The following is a 16,997-nucleotide window of genomic DNA, read 5'->3' as shown; positions in this document are numbered from 1 at the left end:
TGGGCGTGTCGATGTCGCAGCGTGGTTATCCCGCGCGGACGAACGGCGGCGATGCGCACGGTCAAGTCGCGTGGTCCTGGCACCCCGATGCTGGTGTTACGCTTGCAGCGGCGCTCACGCGTCGCGCAGGCAACGGTGGCCAAAAAGCCCGGCGCACCGGGGAGAACGCGAAGCAGCCGTGAAAACCATCGCGCGGGGAATGCCGGGATGCCTCGGCTGAACCTGTGGTACCTGCCGCCTGCATTTTTTTCTGCAGGCGGGCCATGGGTGCGGCCAGCGCCCGGCATTCCCCGTGCCCTCTGCTTGGGGGGCAGCAAGTCCAGCAGGACTCGGACGCATGAAGCGCGTCGCGAGATCGCCAACGCGTGCGATGCAGCACAACTACACCGAGACGAAATAACGCAGCGTATTGCATGATGGCTGCAACCGCCCTTCAATGATGTGCCGGCGCGTCGCCGCGCCCCGCCGCCTCGAAAACGGAGCCTCCTTGATGTCGATGCAAAGTGTGGCCACGCCATCGTTCCGCCTGACCTCGCCGCGGCGCAACTCACTGACCCATATCCCCGGCGACGAAGGCTGGCCGATCATCGGCAAGACATTCGAGACCCTCGCCGACCCCAAGGGTCACGTCGAGCGCAACGCCAGGAAGTATGGCCCCGTCTACCGCACCCACATGTTCGGCGAGGTCAACGTCGTGCTGCTCGGCCCCGAGGCCAACGAGCTGGTGCTGTTCGACCAGGCCAAGCTGTTCTCGTCCGCGCATGGCTGGGGCCACATCCTCAACCTGCTGTTTCCGCGCGGCCTGATGCTGCTGGACTTCGACGAGCATCGCATGCACCGCAAGGCGCTGTCCGTCGCCTTCAAGGCCGGGCCGATGAAGTCCTATCTCGCCGGCCTCGACCGCGGCATCGCCGCGCGCATCGCGCAGTGGAAGGCAAATCCGGGCGAGATGCTGTTCTATCCGGCGATCAAGCAGCTCACGCTCGACCTCGCCGCGACGTCCTTCCTCGGCACCGAGATCGGGCCGGAGGTCGACGCCATCAACCGCGCCTTCGTCGACATGGTCGCGGCCTCGGTGGCGCCGATCCGCAGGCCGCTGCCAGGCACGCAGATGGCGCGCGGGGTCAAGGGCCGGCAGCGCATCGTCGCCTATTTCTCCGAGCAGATCCCGTTGCGACGTGCGAAAGGCGATGGCGACGATCTGTTCTCGCATCTGTGCCGCGCCACCGATGACCACGGCGCGTTGCTGTCGACGCAGGACATCGTCGACCACATGAGCTTCCTGATGATGGCGGCGCACGACACGCTGACCTCGTCGCTGACCTCCTTCGTCGCCCAGCTCGCCGCGCATCCACAGTGGCAGCAGAAGCTGCGCGACGAGGTGACGAGCCTCGGCCTCGCCAAGGACGAACCGATGACCTCGGAGCATCTGGAGAAGATGAAGCTGACCGAGATGGCGTTCCAGGAGACCCTGCGGCTGATGCCGCCGGTGCCGTCGCTGCCGCGCCGTCCGATCCGGGATTTCACCTTCAAGGGCTACGCGATTCCCGCCGGCACCGGCGTCGGCATCAACCCGATGTACACCCATCACATGCCGGAGATCTGGCCGGAGCCGGAGCGGTTCGACCCGATGCGCTTCACCGACGAGGCCCAGCGCGGCCGCCACCGCTTCGCCTGGGTGCCGTTCGGCGGCGGCGCGCACATGTGCCTCGGCCTGCACTTCGCCTACATGCAGGTGAAGTGCTTCGCGCGGCACTTCCTCGCCAACCTCGAGGTCTCCTTCGCCCCCGGCTATCAGCCGAACTGGCAGGTCTGGCCGATCCCGAAACCGCGCGACGGGCTGAAGGTGATGCTGAAGGCGGTGTGACCCGCGCGCATTGATACAGCGAGGGCGCCAAGGATCTTGGTTTGTTGCGGACTTTTTCGCCCTCGTCTTCCTCCTCGTCATGGCCGGGCTTGACCCGGCCATCCATCCTGCTGCAACGCGCGGATGAGAGACGTGGATGTCCGGGCATGACGAAATGTATACCTCGCCGTCCCCTACTCCACCGCATCCCCCAGCAGCTTGCGCATCGCCTGATAGCCCTGCTGCTGCTGGCTCCAGTTGCGGCCGCCGGTGATGGCACCGTCGATGACGAGATCATGGCCGTTGATGAAGCTCGATTCGTCGCTGGCGAGAAACACCGCAGCGTAGGCGATGTCGTCGGGCAGGCCGGCACGCGGAATCGGCTGCGCCGTGGCATAGGCGTTGCGGATCGTCTCCGGCGTCTTCTCGGCCGCCTCGGTCGACAGGCCCAGCGCCTTGCCGAAGATGCCGGTGGCGATCAGTCCGGGCGAGATCGAGTTGACGCGCACGCCGGACTCGCCGAGCTCCATCGCCACGCATTTCGTCAGATGGATCACCGCCGCCTTCGCCGTGCTGTAGACCACCGAGGTGGAGAAGCCGGCGAGCCGGCCGGCGATCGAGCCGTTGTTGATGATGCTGCCGGAGCCTTGCCGCTTCATGTGGGGCGCGGCGTATTTCATGCCGAGCATGACGCTGCGCACCAGCACCGCCATGGCCTGGTCGAACCGATCGGCGTCGAGGCCTTCGATGCCGCCGGTCTGCGCCGGACCGCCCGCATTGTTGAACACGCAATCGAGCCGGCCAAAGCGCTCGACCGCGCCATCGATCAATGCCCGCATCTGCCCGTCGACCGTGACGTCGGTCTGCCGGAACACGCAGCTCGCGCCGAGCCTGCTCGCCAGCGCCTCGCCCTCGGCGCTGCGCCGGCCCGCGACGACGACCTTCGCACCCTCGGCTACGAAGATTTCCGCCGTACGCAGGCCGATGCCGCTGGTCGCACCCGTGATCACGGCGACCTTGCCCTCCAACCGTCCCATTCCCTGCTCCTTCCTTTGCTGCTGCGTGCTCGTTCTGGGCGGCGGAATAACAAGCGCCTGAGTTCCGCCGCGGAACCATCATCCTGCGCGCCAGGTTGCAGCACACGCAAGACGGCCTCCATCAACCGGACAAATTACCGCCACGTCGGCCTTAATTTGGTTGCGCGGTTGAGGCTCATGGATGTCCATGACGCGACTCATCGACGACATCAAGCGGATCTGGCGCGGCGAGCAGCAGCCTTCCCTGACATGGAGCTGCATGTTTGCAGCGATGTGCCTGCTCGCAGCCACGGCGATCCGCTACGGCATGGCGCATCTGCGGCCCGACGTGTTCTTCACGCCCTACCTGCCGGCCGTCTTCTTCGCCACCGCGATGGGCGGATCGGGCGTCGGCCTGGCGACGGCGATCGCAGGCGCGGCGCTCGGCCTGACGCTCGATTTTGGCGGCGGTCCGGCCGATGGCGCCCGGCTCGCGCTGATGGCGATGTATATGGTCGTGGCGCTGCTGGTGATCTGGGGCGTCGATCACTACCGGCGCCTGGCCGCCAAGCAGCGCGAGATCGCCCGGCGGCTCACCCAGGAGGAGCAGTATCGCAAGCTCCTGGTCGACGAGCTGCACCACCGGCTCAAGAACAAGACATCCACCATTCACGCCGTGCTGCATCAAGTGCTGTACGACCAGCCGCAGGTGTGGAGCCGCATCGACCAGCGCATCCGCGCGCTCGCGACCGCGGACGACCTGATCGCGCGCGCCGACGGACAGGGCTGCGACCTGAAGGATCTGCTGGTCTCGGAGCTCGGGCCATATGGCCATGTCCGCTTCGAGCTCCACGGCCCGCCGCTGTTCCTGCCTGCCAAGCTCGCCGTCAGCCTCGCTTTGATCTTTCACGAGCTTGCGACCAATGCCGGCAAATACGGCGCCTTTGCCTCGCCGCGCGGCTTCCTTCAGGTGTCATGGACGATGCAGGAGGACCGCCTCCATCTGACCTGGGACGAGGCCGCGGGTCCGCCGATCGGTCCGATCGGCAGGCCCGGTTTCGGAAGCAAATTGCTGAAGTCCGTGCTGTCGTCGTTCGATGGCAGGACCGAGACCAGATTTCTCGAATCCGGCCTTCACTGCACCTTGCAGTGTCGCGTGCCACCAAGCTGAACCGGCCGCCGGGCGGCCATTCCTGCCTACCACTTTCGCCGCATGCGCGCGGCCGCGTCGCTGCTCCGATTCAGGAACGGTTAATGACGCCGCGGCACAAAGCTCCGTCATTCCCGAGACTTGGCTCGCGCGTTCCGGGTTTCTACGTAGCGCTTAACTAAAATGAAGCGGGAACTTTGCACAATCGGCGCATGTACAGCAGCGACCGATTCAACTTTTCCCCCGGGCCGAACGAGGGGCTGGGCTCGACCGAGGCCGAGCTGCGCTTCCTGCGCAGCGTCCTCAGCCAGCTGCCGTCGGGCGTCACGGTCCAGGACGAGCATGGTCGCTTTCTGCTGGTCAACGATACGGCCGCCGTCCAGCTCGGCGCCGCCGCCAACAGCATCGACGGCCTCTCGGCGCCGCATCTCCATAACCGGCGCACGGCCTGCCGCGAGATCCTCGGCCGGGGTCGGACGGTGATCGGCGAGGAAAAAGTGGCAGGCGAGCGCGGCGCGCAGACCCTGCTGACCGCGCATCGGCCGGTTCGCATCGGCGACCAGACCGTCCTCATCTCCAGCTCGGCCGATATCAGCGAGCAGAAGGAGTTCGAGGACCAGTTGTTTCGCGCCGCCTATTACGACGAGTTGACCGGCCTGCCGATGCGCCGCGTGGTCGAGCATCGCGCCGACCTGCTGGTCCGGCGCGGCCGCGTCGACGGACGCTTCGCACTCGCCTTTCTCGACCTCGACAATTTCAAGTACATCAACGACTATTACGGCCACGCCACCGGCGATGCGCTGCTGGTCGAGCTCGCCAAGCGCATCAGCCGCGACCTGCGCGAGTCGGACCTGCTGTCGCGCATCAGCGGCGACGAGTTCCTGCTGCTGCTGCATCCGATCGAGCGCGCCGAGGAGGTCGCCGAATTCCTGCACGCGATGCTGGAACGCCTGAACGCGCCCTTCTTCATCGACGGCGCCGAAGTGTTCGCCTCCGCGTCCGTCGGAGTGAGCCTGTTTCCCGAACACGGCGCAAGCTACGACGTGCTGCGCCAGAACGCGGATCTGGCGATGTACCGCGTCAAGAACGGCGGCAAGGGCACGCTGGCCTTCTTCTCCAGCGCGATGGAGCACGAGGCGCTGGCGCGCATGAAGGTCGAGCAGTCGCTGCGGCTCGCGATCCTCGAAAAGCGCTTCTGCTGCGCGTTCCAGGCCAAGGTCGACATCCGCACCGAGGAGATCAAGGGCATCGAGGCGCTGGTGCGGCTGCGCGACAATGAAGGCGTGATCCAGGCACCCGGATCGTTCATCAACCTCGCGGTCGAGCTCGGTCTCATCGACGAGCTCGCCCATCTCGTGCTCGACGAGATCATCAAGTCGATCGATCTGATCAACGACGCGTTTGGGCCGGAAGCGACGATCAGCATCAACGTCGCGGCGAAACAGGCGTCGAATCCGGAATTCATGCAGCCCTTCGCCCGGGCGATCGCAGCGACCGGCTTTCCCAAGCGGTTCATGATCGAGGTCACCGAGGACGCGTTCGTGACCCGCAGCCATTTCCAGGACGAGATCGTGCCGCTGCTGCGCGGGATCGGCGTCGGCATCTCGATCGATGATTTCGGCATCGGCTATTCGTCGCTGTCGGCACTCGCCGACATCACGGCGGACGAGATCAAGATCGACCGCTCCTTCATCACCGACATTCATAAGCGACCGCGCAGCCAGGGCATCCTGCGTGCGATCGAATCCCTGAGCGAGGCGCTGGGCATGACGGTGATCGCGGAGGGCATCGAGTCGTTCGAGGAGCTCGCCTATCTGCAGGCCGCGACCAAGATCCGCTATGCGCAGGGCTACTACTTCTCGCGTCCGATCTTCCTGGAGGAGCTGAAGCCGGCGGCCCCGCTTGCAAGCGAAGCGCGCATCAGTCTCGCCAGTCGCCCTGTGCAGGAAAATCGCCAGGTCTATGCGCGCAGCAGCCGCTATCGGCGCTGAGCTTTTGGAGGACGATACCCTTCGACCCAACGTATGAGCCATCACGGGCTGCCGCCGAAAGCGGCCTTGACCCAGGCCGAGCCTGCACACTATCAGTTGCAGGCAACAGCCGCCAGTAGCTGGGAGGAAGGCTCGTGAAGACGTCACATATTCTCAAAGGTATTGTTTCATCATTGACCGCCGCCCTGCTGGCGACCGCCGCCCAGGCCGATGATCTGAAAATCGCTCTCATCTACGGCAAGACCGGCCCGCTCGAGGCCTATGCCAAGCAGACCGAAGCCGGTCTCCGCCTCGGCTTCGAATATGCCACCAAGGGCACCAACATGATCGACGGTCGCAAGATCGTCATCATCACCAAGGACGACCAGGGCAAGCCCGACCTGTCGAAGGCCGCGCTCTCCGAAGCCTATCAGGACGATGGCGCCGACATCGCGATCGGCACGACCTCCTCGGCCGCAGCGCTGGCCGATCTGCCGGTCGCCGAGGAGAACAAGAAGATCCTCATCGTCGAGCCTGCGGTCGCCGACCAGATCACGGGCGAGAAGTGGAACCGCTACATCTTCCGCACCGGCCGCAACTCCTCACAGGACGCGATCTCCAACGCGGTCGCGATCGGCAAGCCCGGCGTCACGGTCGCCACCCTTGCGCAGGACTATGCCTTCGGCCGCGACGGCGTCGCTGCCTTCAAGGAGGCGCTGGCCAAGACCGGCGCGACGCTGGGCGCCGAGGAATATGTGCCGACCAGCACCACCGACTTCACCGCCGTCGGCCAGCGCCTGTTCGACGCGCTGAAGGACAAGCCCGGCAAGAAGATCATCTGGGTGATCTGGGCCGGCGCCGGCGATCCACTGACGAAGCTGCAGGACATGGATCCGAAGCGCTACGGCATCGAGCTGTCGACCGGCGGCAACATCCTGCCGGCGCTTGCCGCCTACAAGCGTCTGCCCGGCATGGAAGGCGCCACCTACTACTATTATGACATTCCCAAGAACCCGGTGAACGACTGGCTGGTGGCCGAGCACCAGAAGCGCTTCAACGCGCCGCCGGACTTCTTCACCGCCGGCGGCTTCTCGGCCGCGATGGCCGTCGTCACCGCCGTAACCAAGGCCAAGTCGACCGACACCGAGAAGCTGATCGCGGCGATGGAGGGCATGGAGTTCGATACGCCGAAGGGCAAGATGATCTTCCGGAAAGAGGATCACCAGGCGCTGCAAAGCATGTATCACTTCCGCGTCAAGGTCGATCCGAACCTTGCCTGGGCCGTCAACGAGCCGGTGCGCGAGATCAAGATCGACGAGATGGCGGTGCCGATCCGCAACAAGCGGTGAGATAATGGATCGCGTGCCCGGCCCTCGCGCCGGGCACATTCTTACTGGCAGTGACAAGCTGGCGACATGGCCCTTACCCTCGAAACCCGCGACCTCACCATCCGTTTCGGCGGTCATGTCGCGGTCAACAGCGTCAGTTGCAGCTTCAGGCCGGGTGAGCTGACCGCCATCGTCGGCCCCAACGGGGCCGGCAAGACCACCTATTTCAACCTGATCTCCGGCCAGCTGACGGCCTCCTCGGGCTCCATCCTGTTCGACGGCCGCGACATCACCGGTCTCTCGGCGCCGCTGCGCACCCGCGCCGGCTTGGGACGCGCGTTCCAGCTCACCAACCTGTTTCCCAATCTCAGCGTCGAGGAGAACGTGCGGCTCGCCGTGCAGGCGCAGAGCGGCGTGCACTATGACCTGCTCCGCCCCTGGATGGCGCGGCGCGACCTGATTGCCCGCGCGGACGCGATCCTCGACCAGGTCGCGCTCGGCGGCCGCCGCAGCGTCACCGCGACGACGCTGTCGCATGGCGACCAGCGCAAGCTCGAAGTCGCGCTGATGATGGCGCTGGAGCCGAAGGTCTTCATGTTCGACGAGCCCACCGCCGGCATGAGCATCGACGAGGTGCCGGTCGTGCTCGACCTCATCGGCAGGCTCAAGCAGGACACGAGCAAGATCATCCTGCTGGTCGAGCACAAGATGGACGTCGTGCGCTCGCTCGCCGACCGCATCATCGTGCTGCACAACGGACAGCTGGTCGCCGACGGTCCGCCCGCGGAGGTCATCGCCTCGCCAATCGTGCAGGAAGCCTACCTTGGCGTGGCGCCGCGGAGTGCGGCATGAGCACGCTACTGAAGCTTGCGGGCGTCGAGACCTATATCGGACGCTATCACATCCTGCAGCGCGTCGACTTCGAGGTGCCCGAGGGCCAGACCACGATGCTGCTCGGCCGCAACGGCGCCGGCAAGACCACGACCTTGCGCACCATCATGGGCCTCTGGCAGGCCAGGAACGGCACCATCTCACTCGCCGGCGAGCCGATCGAGAGGCTGGCAACGCCCGACATCGCGCAGCGCGGCGTCGGCTACGTGCCCGAGAGCATGGCCGTGTTCTCCGACCTCACGGTGAAGGAGAACCTGATCCTGGCGGCGCGCAACGGCCCGCTCGACGATGCCCAGCTCGCCTGGATCTTCGGCTTCTTTCCCGCCTTGAAGAAGTTCTGGCTGTCGCGCGCCGGCAGCCTGTCCGGCGGCCAGAAGCAGATGCTGTCGATCGCCCGCGCCATCGTCGAGCCGCGCAAGCTGCTCCTCATCGACGAGCCCACCAAGGGCCTGGCGCCGGCGATCGTGGTGTCGCTGATCGAATGCCTCAAGGAGATCAAGCGCCGTGGCGCAACCATTCTCCTCGTTGAACAGAATTTCCACGCCGCGCGCGAGCTCGGCGACCAGGTGCTTGTGATGGACAATGGCACCATCGTCCATCGCGGCGAGATGGCCGCGCTCGCGGCCGACGTGCCGTTGCAGGAGCGCCTGCTCGGCCTCAGCCTGGAGGCGCATCAATGAGCGAGATCGCTGCGACCGAGGCACTGCCGAAACCGAAGCGCGACATCGCGCCGCTGCTGCTGCCGGTCGTGCTGGCGCTCCTGATGATCCCGCTGGTCGGGTCAGCGAGCTCCTGGGTGACCCTGACGGTCGCGAGCCTCGCGATGGGCATGATGATCTTCATCATGGCCTCGGGCCTGACGCTCGTCTTCGGCCTGATGGACGTGCTCAATTTCGGCCACGGTGCCTTCATCGCCGTCGGCGCCTACGTTGCGACGCTGGTGCTGCTGCCACTGGCGGGCTGGGCCCAGTCCGACTCGCTGCTGACCAACCTTGCCGTCCTCGTTCCGGCGGCGCTGCTGTCGATGGGCGTGACCGGCGCACTCGGCCTCGTGGTCGAGCGCGTGCTGGTGCTGCCGGTCTACGGCCAGCACCTCAAGCAGATCCTGATGACCACCGGCGGACTCATCGTCGCCGAGCAGACGCTGTATGCGCTGTTCGGTCCGCAGATCATTCCCATGCCGCTGCCCGCGGCGTTGCGCGGGTCTTTCATCATCGGCGACGTCGCGATCTCGAAATACCGGCTGCTGGCCATGCTCGTCGGCTTCGCGATCTTCGTCGCCATCGAGCTGGTGCTGAACCGGACCAAGATCGGCCTGTTAATCCGCGCCGGTGTCGAAAACCGCGAGATGGTCGAGGCGCTCGGCTATCGCATCCGCCGGCTGTTCCTCGGCGTGTTCATGACCGGCTCGGCGCTGGCCGGCCTCGGCGGCGTGATGTGGGGGCTGTATCGCGAGCAGGTGCATGCCTCGATCGGCGACGAGCTCACCGTGCTGGTGTTCATCGTCGTGATCATCGGCGGGCTCGGCTCGATCACCGGCTGCTTCATCGGCGCGGTCCTGGTTGCGATGGTCGCCAACTATGGCGGCTTCCTGGTGCCCAAGCTCGCCCTCGTCTCCAACATCCTGCTGATGGTCGCCGTGCTGATGTGGCGGCCGCGCGGTCTCTATGCGGTGACCAGCCGATGATGATCCTGTCCGGCGATCCGCCCCGCAGCCGCGCGCTGTCCATCCTGCTCACCGTCATCATCCTGGCGCTGCTGGCGACGCCCTTCATCTTCCCCGGCGCCAAGGCGCTCAACGTCGCCGCCAAGATCTGCATCTTTGCCGCGCTGGTCGCCTCCTACGATCTGCTGCTCGGCTATACCGGCTCGGTGTCGTTCGCGCATACGATGTTCTACGGCATTGGCTCCTACGCGGTCGCGATCGCGCTCTATGGCCTCGGTCCCAACTGGTCATCGGTGGCAATTGCCGCCGCCGCCGGGTTGCCGCTCGCGCTGCTGCTGGCGCTCGCGATCGGCCTGTTCTCGCTGCGGGTCGAGGCGATCTTCTTTGCCATGATCACGCTCGCGGTCGCCTCGGCCTTCCTGGTGCTGGCATCGCAATTGTCGTGGCTGACGGGCGGCGAGGACGGCCGCAGCTTCCAGCTGCCCGAGCTGTTGCGCCCGGGCACGGTGTTCATCGGCAAGGACTGGTTCGGCTTCCCGATCAACGGTCGCATCCTGACCTATTACCTGGTGCTGTCGGCCTGCGCGCTGATGATCCTGGCCCTGCTGCGCGTCGTCAACTCGCCGTTCGGCCGCGTGCTGCAGGCGATCCGCGAGAACCGCTTCCGCGCCGAGGCGCTCGGCTATCGCACGGTCTTTCATCTCACCTATGCCAACTGCATCGCAGCCATGATCGCGGCCTGCGCGGGGATGCTGAACGCACTCTGGCTGCGCTATGCCGGCCCCGACACGTCGCTCAGCTTCTCGATCATGCTCGACATCCTGCTGATGGTCGTGATCGGCGGCATGGGCACGATCTACGGCGCCATCATTGGGGCTGCCATCTTCATCCTGGCGCAGAATTATCTGCAGGCCCTGATGGGGATCGTTTCGACCGCGGCGGCGGACGCCGGACTGCCGCTGCTGCCCGGCCTGCTGCACCCCGACCGCTGGCTGCTGTGGCTCGGCCTCCTGTTCATCGCCAGCGTCTATTTCTTTCCGACCGGCGTCGTCGGCCGCCTTCGCAACAAGCCGGGCGCGGCGCGCTGAGCTGCAAGTACCCCCGAAATTCTGCGCGGCGGCGCCGGAGCAGCCTCGGCCGCACGGTATCCACATGCGGAAATTATCGTTTGCCGCGAAGTTTCGACGCGCGCTTAAGCGACGGCTAACCGCATTTCCTAACCGGACCGGCACCAGTGCCTTGTTATCAAGCGAGCTTGCAACAAGTCATTTCCTCCCGGGTCGATCAAGGCATGCAAGGCGCAGCAGACACGTCAGGGACCGGCGGTAGCGAGCCGGAATGGATTGGCACGTCCCTCTGGCGCGGTCCGGTGCCATGGCTGATCGCGTGCGGAGCGCTTCTGATCGCAGCCATCGTCATCGGGACGATCGTCATGGCCAGCGGTTTTCGGGCGCGTGCGATCGCCAACAACGAGCGCGAACTCGAAAACACCGTACTGCTGTTGAGCCGGCATTTCGCGCAGCAATTCGAAGACGCCGAGACCGCGGTTTCGCATGCGATCCGCCGCATGCAGCTCGAGTCGATCGGTTCGCCGGAGGCGTTCCGGTCCGAGATGGCAAGACCCGAGATCAGCGAGATGCTGCGCTCTCAGGTCAGCGGCCTGTCCTATATGGGAGACCTCACGATCGTCGACGTCGACGGCAATTTCGTGAACTGGTCGTCCAGCGACCCACTGCCGCCCATCAACGTCGCGGACCGCTCCTACTTCAAGGACCTGCAATCGGCATCGCGGCCGGACAGCTTCGTGATCCTGCCGGTCATGAGCCGCGTCACCGGCGGCTGGGCGACCATCGTCGCGCATCGCCTGAACGGCGCCAACGGGGAATTCCTCGGCTTGCTGACCCGCCGCGTGGATCCGCACACCTACGAGACGTTCCTGGAATCGATGGCTCTCGGGAAGGGCTCGTCGATCATGCTGGTCCATTCCGACGGCGCCGTGCTGGCGCGCTACCCGCACGCCGAATCCCTGATGGGCGCCAGGATAGGGAACGACGAGTTGCTGAAGGGGGGCGCCGAGAGTGGCCTGCGCACGACCCTGCTCACGAGCTCCGTCGACAACCTGGAGAAGATCGCGTCGGCTTCCAGGATCGGGCGCTTTCCGCTCGTCATCTCGGCCAATAGGCCGGTCGACGATGCGCTCGCGGACTGGCGATCGCAGATGGTGCTGATCGTGGGTGCGGCGGTGCTTGCGATCGCCGTCATCGCCGTGACGTTCACCCTGATGATCCGGCAGATCGTGCGACAGGGGCGTGCGGCAACGCGTCAACTGGAGACCGAGAAGCAAAGGGTCGAGACTGCGCTGGACAACATGACGCAGGGGCTGATCTCGTTCGACGCGAACGCATGCGTCGTGATGTTCAATCAGCGCTTCATCGACCTGCTCGGCCTGTCCACGGACGTGATCAGGCCCGGCGCCCACCTCAGCGAGGTCATCGCGCACTGCAAGGCGCGCGGATCCTTCAACGGCGACGTGACCGACTTCTGCGCCGACATCATCGACAGAGCCGCGGCAGGCGGCACGTCGCAGATGATCGCGGAGGGCGGAGCCGGCCGCTTCTTCAACATCATCGACAAGCCGCTGGCCTCGGGCGGATGGGTCACGACGATCGAGGACATCAGCGAGCATCGCAGGCTCGAGCAGGAGCGCGACCGCAACTACGCATTCCTGCGCGAGATCATCGACCACATCCCGTCGCACATCATGGTCAAGGACGTCCGCGACCGGCGCTATGTACTGGTCAACCAGTCGACCGAGCAGCGCTTCGGCGTGCCGCGCGAGGACATCGTCGGCAAGACGGCGTTCGACCTGCTGCCGCGACCGGTCGCGGAAAAGGTGACCGCGGACGACGACCGGGCTCTGGAGCAGTCGGACGGGCTGTTTCTCGCCGAACATCCCTGGCAGAGTCCGGGGCTGGGATTGCGTTACATCACGTCACGGCGCATCGCCATCGCGGATGATGCGCAGCGGCCGCGCTATCTGATCAACGTGATCGAGGACACCACGGAGCGGCGGCTGGCCGACGAGAAGATCGCCCATCTCGCGCATTTCGACGCGTTGACCGAGCTGCCGAACCGCGTGCTGTTCCAGGAGCGCATCGACGAGGAGCTGGAACGCGCGCGCCACGGCACCTTCTTCGCGCTGCTCTATATCGATGTCGACGAGTTCAAGGGCATCAACGATTCGCTCGGCCATCATGTCGGCGACGAGCTGTTGAAGACGATCGCGCGGCGCATCGAGAGCTGTCTCGCGCCGGAGGATATGGTGGCCCGGCTCGGCGGCGACGAATTCGCGGTGCTGCTGACCACCGTTGCGGACCGGGACGAGGTCATCGTGGCCGTGAAGGAGATCCTCGACGCGATCCGCAAGCCCTATAAATGCCTGGGCCACCAATTGTCGACCGATGCCAGCATCGGCATCGCGCTGGCGCCCCATGACGGCGTCGAGCGCGACCAGCTGACCAAGAATGCCGACCTCGCAATGTATGCCGCCAAGGCCGGCGGCCGCCGCACTTTCCGTTTCTTCGAGCCCGCGATGGATGAAACCGCGCGCGCGCGGCTGCAGTTGCAGCAGGACCTGCGCCGGGCGATCACCGAAGGCCAGTTCGAGCTGCATTACCAGCCGCTGCTCGGCTTCAGCGAGAACGTCATGACCGGCTGCGAGGCGCTGTTGCGCTGGCGTCATCCGGAGCGAGGGATGGTGCCGCCGCTCGACTTCATTCCGCTCGCCGAGGACACCGGGCTCATCAACGAGATCGGCGACTGGGTGTTGCGCACCGCCTGCGCCGAGGCCGCGCATTGGCCCGCCGGCATCCGCATCGCCGTGAACGTCTCGCCGGTGCAGCTCAAATCGCCGACCCTGGCGCTGCGGATCGCAGGCGCGCTGTCGACGGCCGGCCTTGCGCCCGAACGGCTCGAGGTCGAGATCACCGAGGCGGTGCTGATCAGCGACGACGACGTCGCGCTCGGCATCCTGCACCAGTTGCACGACATGGGCGTGCGTATCGCACTCGACGATTTCGGCACCGGCTATTCGTCGCTGAGTTATCTGAAGCGGTTTCCGTTCGACAAGATCAAGATCGACCGCTGCTTCGTCAGCGACATCGGCGCCGGCAGCTCGTCGGCGATCGTCCAGGCGGTGGTGAGCATCGCCACCGCCAGCAACATGACGACCACGGCCGAGGGCGTCGAGACCGGGGCGCAGCAGACGGCGCTGCGCCAGCTCGGCTGCACGGAGATGCAGGGCTACCTGTTCAGCGCCCCCAAGCCGGCGGCCGAGCTGCGCAAGCTGTTCAGTCCGGAAGCGGCGGCAGGGAGCTTGCATGCCGCCGGCTGAGCCCGCTTTGCGGCGCCGTCAACGCCTGGCCGCCCCGGCCGAGCCTGCGGCGCGAGGCCACGCAGATTTCGACGACCGGCCCGCTACCGGCCTTGGCGCGGCGTTCCTATATCCGGAGCGGCAACAACGGAGTTGGCAGGTCGTCATGCAGCCGGTTTCCATGCTTCTGAACATCCTCTGGATCCTGTGCGGCGGCGCCTACATGGCGTTCGGCTGGCTGGTCGCCGCGGTCGTCATGGCGATCACGATCGTCGGGCTGCCCTGGTCCCGCGCCGCATTCAACATCGCCGCCTATACGCTGCTGCCGTTCGGCTCGCGCGCCGTCCGCCGCGACCAGCTCACCGGCATGGAAGACGTCGGAACCGGCGTTCTCGGGCTGCTCGGCAACATCATCTGGTTCGTACTGGCCGGCTGGTGGCTGGCGCTCGGCCACCTCCTGACCGCAATCGTGCTCGCGGTAAGCATCGTCGGCCTGCCCTTCGCCTGGGCCCATCTGAAGCTCGCCGGGCTGGCGCTGTGGCCGATCGGCAAGACCATCGTGCCGGCGTAAGGCGGGTCGGCGGGAGCGGTCCGGCCGCGCACCCCGCCGAACTGCCCCCGCGCCTCGCGGCGCGAGCGGCCGTCCGCCTGGTCCGGGAGCATCCAAGGCCGTTGCCGTCGCCCAGGCAATCGGCTAAACGATTTGCCGTACGCACCCGTAGCTCAGCTGGATAGAGCGTTGCCCTCCGAAGGCAAAGGTCACACGTTCGAATCGTGTCGGGTGCGCCAGTCCTGGCTTGGTCCCGTGACGCGGTTGGACAGCCTGCTGGCTTTTGCCTCGCCTGCGCATCGGTCCGCAGCGCATTCTCTCCCGGCCCTGCTCAATATCCCCGGCGAGCATTCTGATCGTCGCGTGCCACCGTCGCAGCAGCCCTAGCTAGCTGGTCCAATCGGGTTGCTGGTATGAGGACGACCTCGCCGAAGCGGTGCGTTCCTATTTTCCGGTTACGCACAACGTTGCCGATGGCGCGGGTGGCGCTCCGCTTGCCGGGCTTTTGCAAGAGCGCGCCCGCTTGGCCGGAAAGAAGGTCGGGGTGATTTTGTCGGGCGGCAATATCGATGCGTCGGGATCGTGTCCCATTGCGTGGTGTAGCTAGCGGTGGGGCAGCGCGTTCGCCGGGGAGAGCTGGGCAGGTCAGCTGGCGATCGCCGGAAGGCTGACGGTGGGATCATCGCTCAACGGCGCGATTGTTTCCAGTGTCATGTAGCGGGCGTGCTGGACGGCCCATTCATCGTTTTGCTCAAGCAGGATCGCGCTGATGAGGCGGACGATGGCGTCTTCATTGGGGAAGATGCCGACAACCTCGGTCCGGCGCTTCATCTCGCCGTTGAGGCGCTCGATCGGATTGGTCGAGTGCAGCTTGGTCCGGTGCTGCGGTGGGAACGTCATATGGGCCAGCACATCGGTTTCGGCCTCGTCGAGGAAGCCAGCAAGCTTGGGCAGTTTGGGGCGGAGTTGATCGGCGACCGTCCGCCACTGCGCTCGTGCAGCCTCGGCATCGTCCTGGGCAAAGGCGGTGGCGATGAAGGCGGAGACCACGCGCCGGCCGCTCATGCCGGCATGCGCCAGCGCGTTGCGCATGAAGTGCACGCGGCACCGCTGCCAGCTGGCGTTGAGCACCTTGGCGACGGTGGCCTTGATACCTTCATGGGCGTCGGACACGACCAGCTTGACACCGCGCAGGCCGCGGCGGGCGAGCTTGCGCAGGAAAGCGGTCCAGAACGTCTCGGCTTCAAAGGGACCGATGTCCATCCCGAGCACCTCGCGTCGGCCATCGCTATTGACGCCGACCGCAACAATCACCGCGACCGACACGATGCGCCCGTTCTGACGCACCTTCACGTAGGTGGCGTCGATCCACAGATACGGCCAGTCGCCTTCGATCGGACGGGCGAGGAACGCCTTCACCTTGTCGTCGATCTCCGCGCAGAGCCGGCTCACTTGGCTCTTCGAAATACCGGTCATGCCCATGGCCTGCACCAGATCGTCCACCGAACGGGTCGAGACGCCCTGCACATAGGCTTCCCGAACCACGGCGGTGAGCGCCCTCTCGGCCATCCGGCGCGGCTCCAGGAAGCCGGGGAAGTAGGAGCACTTGCGCAGCTTGGGGATGCGAAGCTCGACCGTGCCGGCACGAGTCTCCCAGGTCCGGTCGCGATGGCCGTTGCGCTGGGCCAGGCGCTCGGGGGTCTTATCCACGAGCGTGCGCAGGTTCATCATTTCGTCGGTCATCGGTGGTTCCTCGGTTGCGTTGGCGTGTCGCAACCCGATCCTACCGGAGAACTGCCGGTGACCACCGCAAAGCCGCCCGCCCGCTACGGCGCTATCGGAGGCGCGCGTCCGAGCGGCTTTGCTCTACCGAGCTACACCACCACCGGGGACACGACCACGCGCCCCAGCCCATCGCTCAATCGCCGGGTGGTCAAATATGGCATAATGGTCAATCAAACTGCACTTTAGTGAGGCTTACATCTGCGGATTGTTCGCGGCGCCTAACGCCGGTCTCGGCCAGGGCGCCGGCGTCCTGCGAGACGCTCAGCACCCTGCCGTAGACAAGGCCGTAATGGGTGAAGTTGAAGGTGTCGATCTTTATCTCGGCCGCCTCGCCGAAATTGACGAAGCCGAAGTCCCAATGAGATCATGGCTGCGGAATAGCCGTGCGTCTCATGGAGCGTGTACCTGTCGGCGAGGAGGACG

The 16,997-nt window shown here is 65.7% G+C and carries 12 protein-coding genes and 1 tRNA gene; 11 read left to right on the top strand and 2 right to left on the bottom strand.

Features of this window, described 5'->3' with window-relative positions; genetic code table 11:
• Positions 1 to 490: 490 nt before the first annotated feature.
• Positions 491 to 1,867, top strand: coding sequence for a cytochrome P450 (locus ACQR0U_RS02300; protein ID WP_316166299.1), 1,377 nt, complete (start codon positions 491 to 493; stop codon positions 1,865 to 1,867).
• Between the two features lie 173 nt (positions 1,868 to 2,040).
• Here the strand turns inward: ACQR0U_RS02300 and ACQR0U_RS02295 are convergent, their stop codons facing one another.
• Positions 2,041 to 2,883: an SDR family NAD(P)-dependent oxidoreductase gene (locus ACQR0U_RS02295; protein WP_315715120.1), complete on the bottom strand. Its 843-nt coding sequence runs from the start codon at positions 2,881 to 2,883 to the stop codon at positions 2,041 to 2,043.
• Positions 2,884 to 3,064: 181 nt separating this feature from the next.
• Here ACQR0U_RS02295 and ACQR0U_RS02290 point away from each other — a divergent pair, with 181 nt between their 5' ends.
• The 10 genes from ACQR0U_RS02290 to ACQR0U_RS02245 all read left to right on the top strand — a co-directional run bounded on the left by ACQR0U_RS02290 (position 3,065) and on the right by ACQR0U_RS02245 (position 15,028).
• The gene (locus tag ACQR0U_RS02290) at positions 3,065 to 4,033 is read left to right on the top strand and encodes a sensor histidine kinase (protein WP_315825570.1); all 969 of its coding nucleotides are present in this window, start codon (positions 3,065 to 3,067) and stop codon (positions 4,031 to 4,033) included.
• Between the two features lie 191 nt (positions 4,034 to 4,224).
• On the top strand, positions 4,225 to 6,003 hold the full coding sequence (locus ACQR0U_RS02285) for a putative bifunctional diguanylate cyclase/phosphodiesterase (protein WP_315825571.1): 1,779 nt from the start codon (positions 4,225 to 4,227) through the stop codon (positions 6,001 to 6,003).
• A 134-nt stretch (positions 6,004 to 6,137) separates the two neighbouring features.
• Positions 6,138 to 7,331 (top strand): substrate-binding domain-containing protein, encoded by a 1,194-nt coding sequence (locus ACQR0U_RS02280; protein ID WP_315715117.1) that lies wholly within the window; start codon positions 6,138 to 6,140, stop codon positions 7,329 to 7,331.
• A 66-nt stretch (positions 7,332 to 7,397) separates the two neighbouring features.
• Positions 7,398 to 8,162 (top strand): ABC transporter ATP-binding protein, encoded by a 765-nt coding sequence (locus ACQR0U_RS02275; RefSeq protein WP_315751883.1) that lies wholly within the window; start codon positions 7,398 to 7,400, stop codon positions 8,160 to 8,162.
• Positions 8,159 to 8,881: an ABC transporter ATP-binding protein gene (locus ACQR0U_RS02270; protein WP_315715115.1), complete on the top strand. Its 723-nt coding sequence runs from the start codon at positions 8,159 to 8,161 to the stop codon at positions 8,879 to 8,881. Before ACQR0U_RS02275 ends, ACQR0U_RS02270 begins: the two co-directional genes overlap by 4 nt.
• A complete protein-coding gene (locus ACQR0U_RS02265) occupies positions 8,878 to 9,888 on the top strand; it encodes a branched-chain amino acid ABC transporter permease (RefSeq protein ID WP_315715114.1) in 1,011 nt (336 codons plus the stop codon). The genes ACQR0U_RS02270 and ACQR0U_RS02265 overlap by 4 nt, the downstream gene beginning before the upstream one ends.
• The gene (locus ACQR0U_RS02260) at positions 9,885 to 10,955 is read left to right on the top strand and encodes a branched-chain amino acid ABC transporter permease (protein ID WP_434841457.1); all 1,071 of its coding nucleotides are present in this window, start codon (positions 9,885 to 9,887) and stop codon (positions 10,953 to 10,955) included. The genes ACQR0U_RS02265 and ACQR0U_RS02260 overlap by 4 nt, the downstream gene beginning before the upstream one ends.
• A 203-nt stretch (positions 10,956 to 11,158) precedes the next feature.
• Positions 11,159 to 14,260 carry a bifunctional diguanylate cyclase/phosphodiesterase gene (locus ACQR0U_RS02255; RefSeq protein WP_434841458.1) on the top strand — a complete coding sequence of 1,034 codons (3,102 nt, stop codon included), beginning with the start codon at positions 11,159 to 11,161 and terminating at the stop codon, positions 14,258 to 14,260.
• Between the two features lie 145 nt (positions 14,261 to 14,405).
• Positions 14,406 to 14,810, top strand: coding sequence for a YccF domain-containing protein (locus ACQR0U_RS02250; RefSeq protein ID WP_315715111.1), 405 nt, complete (start codon positions 14,406 to 14,408; stop codon positions 14,808 to 14,810).
• A gap of 141 nt (positions 14,811 to 14,951) precedes the next feature.
• Positions 14,952 to 15,028: transfer RNA gene (locus tag ACQR0U_RS02245), tRNA-Arg, on the top strand.
• A 406-nt stretch (positions 15,029 to 15,434) separates the two neighbouring features.
• On the opposite strand, the gene ACQR0U_RS02240 is transcribed toward ACQR0U_RS02245, so the two are convergent.
• Positions 15,435 to 16,532 (bottom strand): IS256 family transposase, encoded by a 1,098-nt coding sequence (locus ACQR0U_RS02240; RefSeq protein ID WP_316166305.1) that lies wholly within the window; start codon positions 16,530 to 16,532, stop codon positions 15,435 to 15,437.
• Between the last annotated feature and the right edge of the window lie 465 nt (positions 16,533 to 16,997).

The sequence above is a fragment of the Bradyrhizobium sp. HKCCYLRH3097 genome (assembly GCF_051167875.1).
In the GTDB taxonomy this organism is placed as follows: domain Bacteria; phylum Pseudomonadota; class Alphaproteobacteria; order Rhizobiales; family Xanthobacteraceae; genus Bradyrhizobium.
This window is presented reverse-complemented; position numbering and strand designations above follow the sequence as displayed.

Excerpts from the sequence above, each read along its gene's own strand:
- ACQR0U_RS02300 (WP_316166299.1), top strand. The coding sequence starts at position 491 with ATGTCGATGCAAAGTGTGGCCACGCCATCGTTCCGCCTGACCTCGCCG.
- ACQR0U_RS02295 (WP_315715120.1), bottom strand. The coding sequence starts at position 2,883 with ATGGGACGGTTGGAGGGCAAGGTCGCCGTGATCACGGGTGCGACCAGC.
- ACQR0U_RS02290 (WP_315825570.1), top strand. The coding sequence starts at position 3,065 with ATGTCCATGACGCGACTCATCGACGACATCAAGCGGATCTGGCGCGGC.
- ACQR0U_RS02285 (WP_315825571.1), top strand. The coding sequence starts at position 4,225 with ATGTACAGCAGCGACCGATTCAACTTTTCCCCCGGGCCGAACGAGGGG.
- ACQR0U_RS02275 (WP_315751883.1), top strand. The coding sequence starts at position 7,398 with ATGGCCCTTACCCTCGAAACCCGCGACCTCACCATCCGTTTCGGCGGT.
- ACQR0U_RS02270 (WP_315715115.1), top strand. The coding sequence starts at position 8,159 with ATGAGCACGCTACTGAAGCTTGCGGGCGTCGAGACCTATATCGGACGC.
- ACQR0U_RS02265 (WP_315715114.1), top strand. The coding sequence starts at position 8,878 with ATGAGCGAGATCGCTGCGACCGAGGCACTGCCGAAACCGAAGCGCGAC.
- ACQR0U_RS02260 (WP_434841457.1), top strand. The coding sequence starts at position 9,885 with ATGATGATCCTGTCCGGCGATCCGCCCCGCAGCCGCGCGCTGTCCATC.
- ACQR0U_RS02255 (WP_434841458.1), top strand. The coding sequence starts at position 11,159 with ATGCAAGGCGCAGCAGACACGTCAGGGACCGGCGGTAGCGAGCCGGAA.
- ACQR0U_RS02250 (WP_315715111.1), top strand. The coding sequence starts at position 14,406 with ATGCAGCCGGTTTCCATGCTTCTGAACATCCTCTGGATCCTGTGCGGC.
- ACQR0U_RS02240 (WP_316166305.1), bottom strand. The coding sequence starts at position 16,532 with ATGACCGACGAAATGATGAACCTGCGCACGCTCGTGGATAAGACCCCC.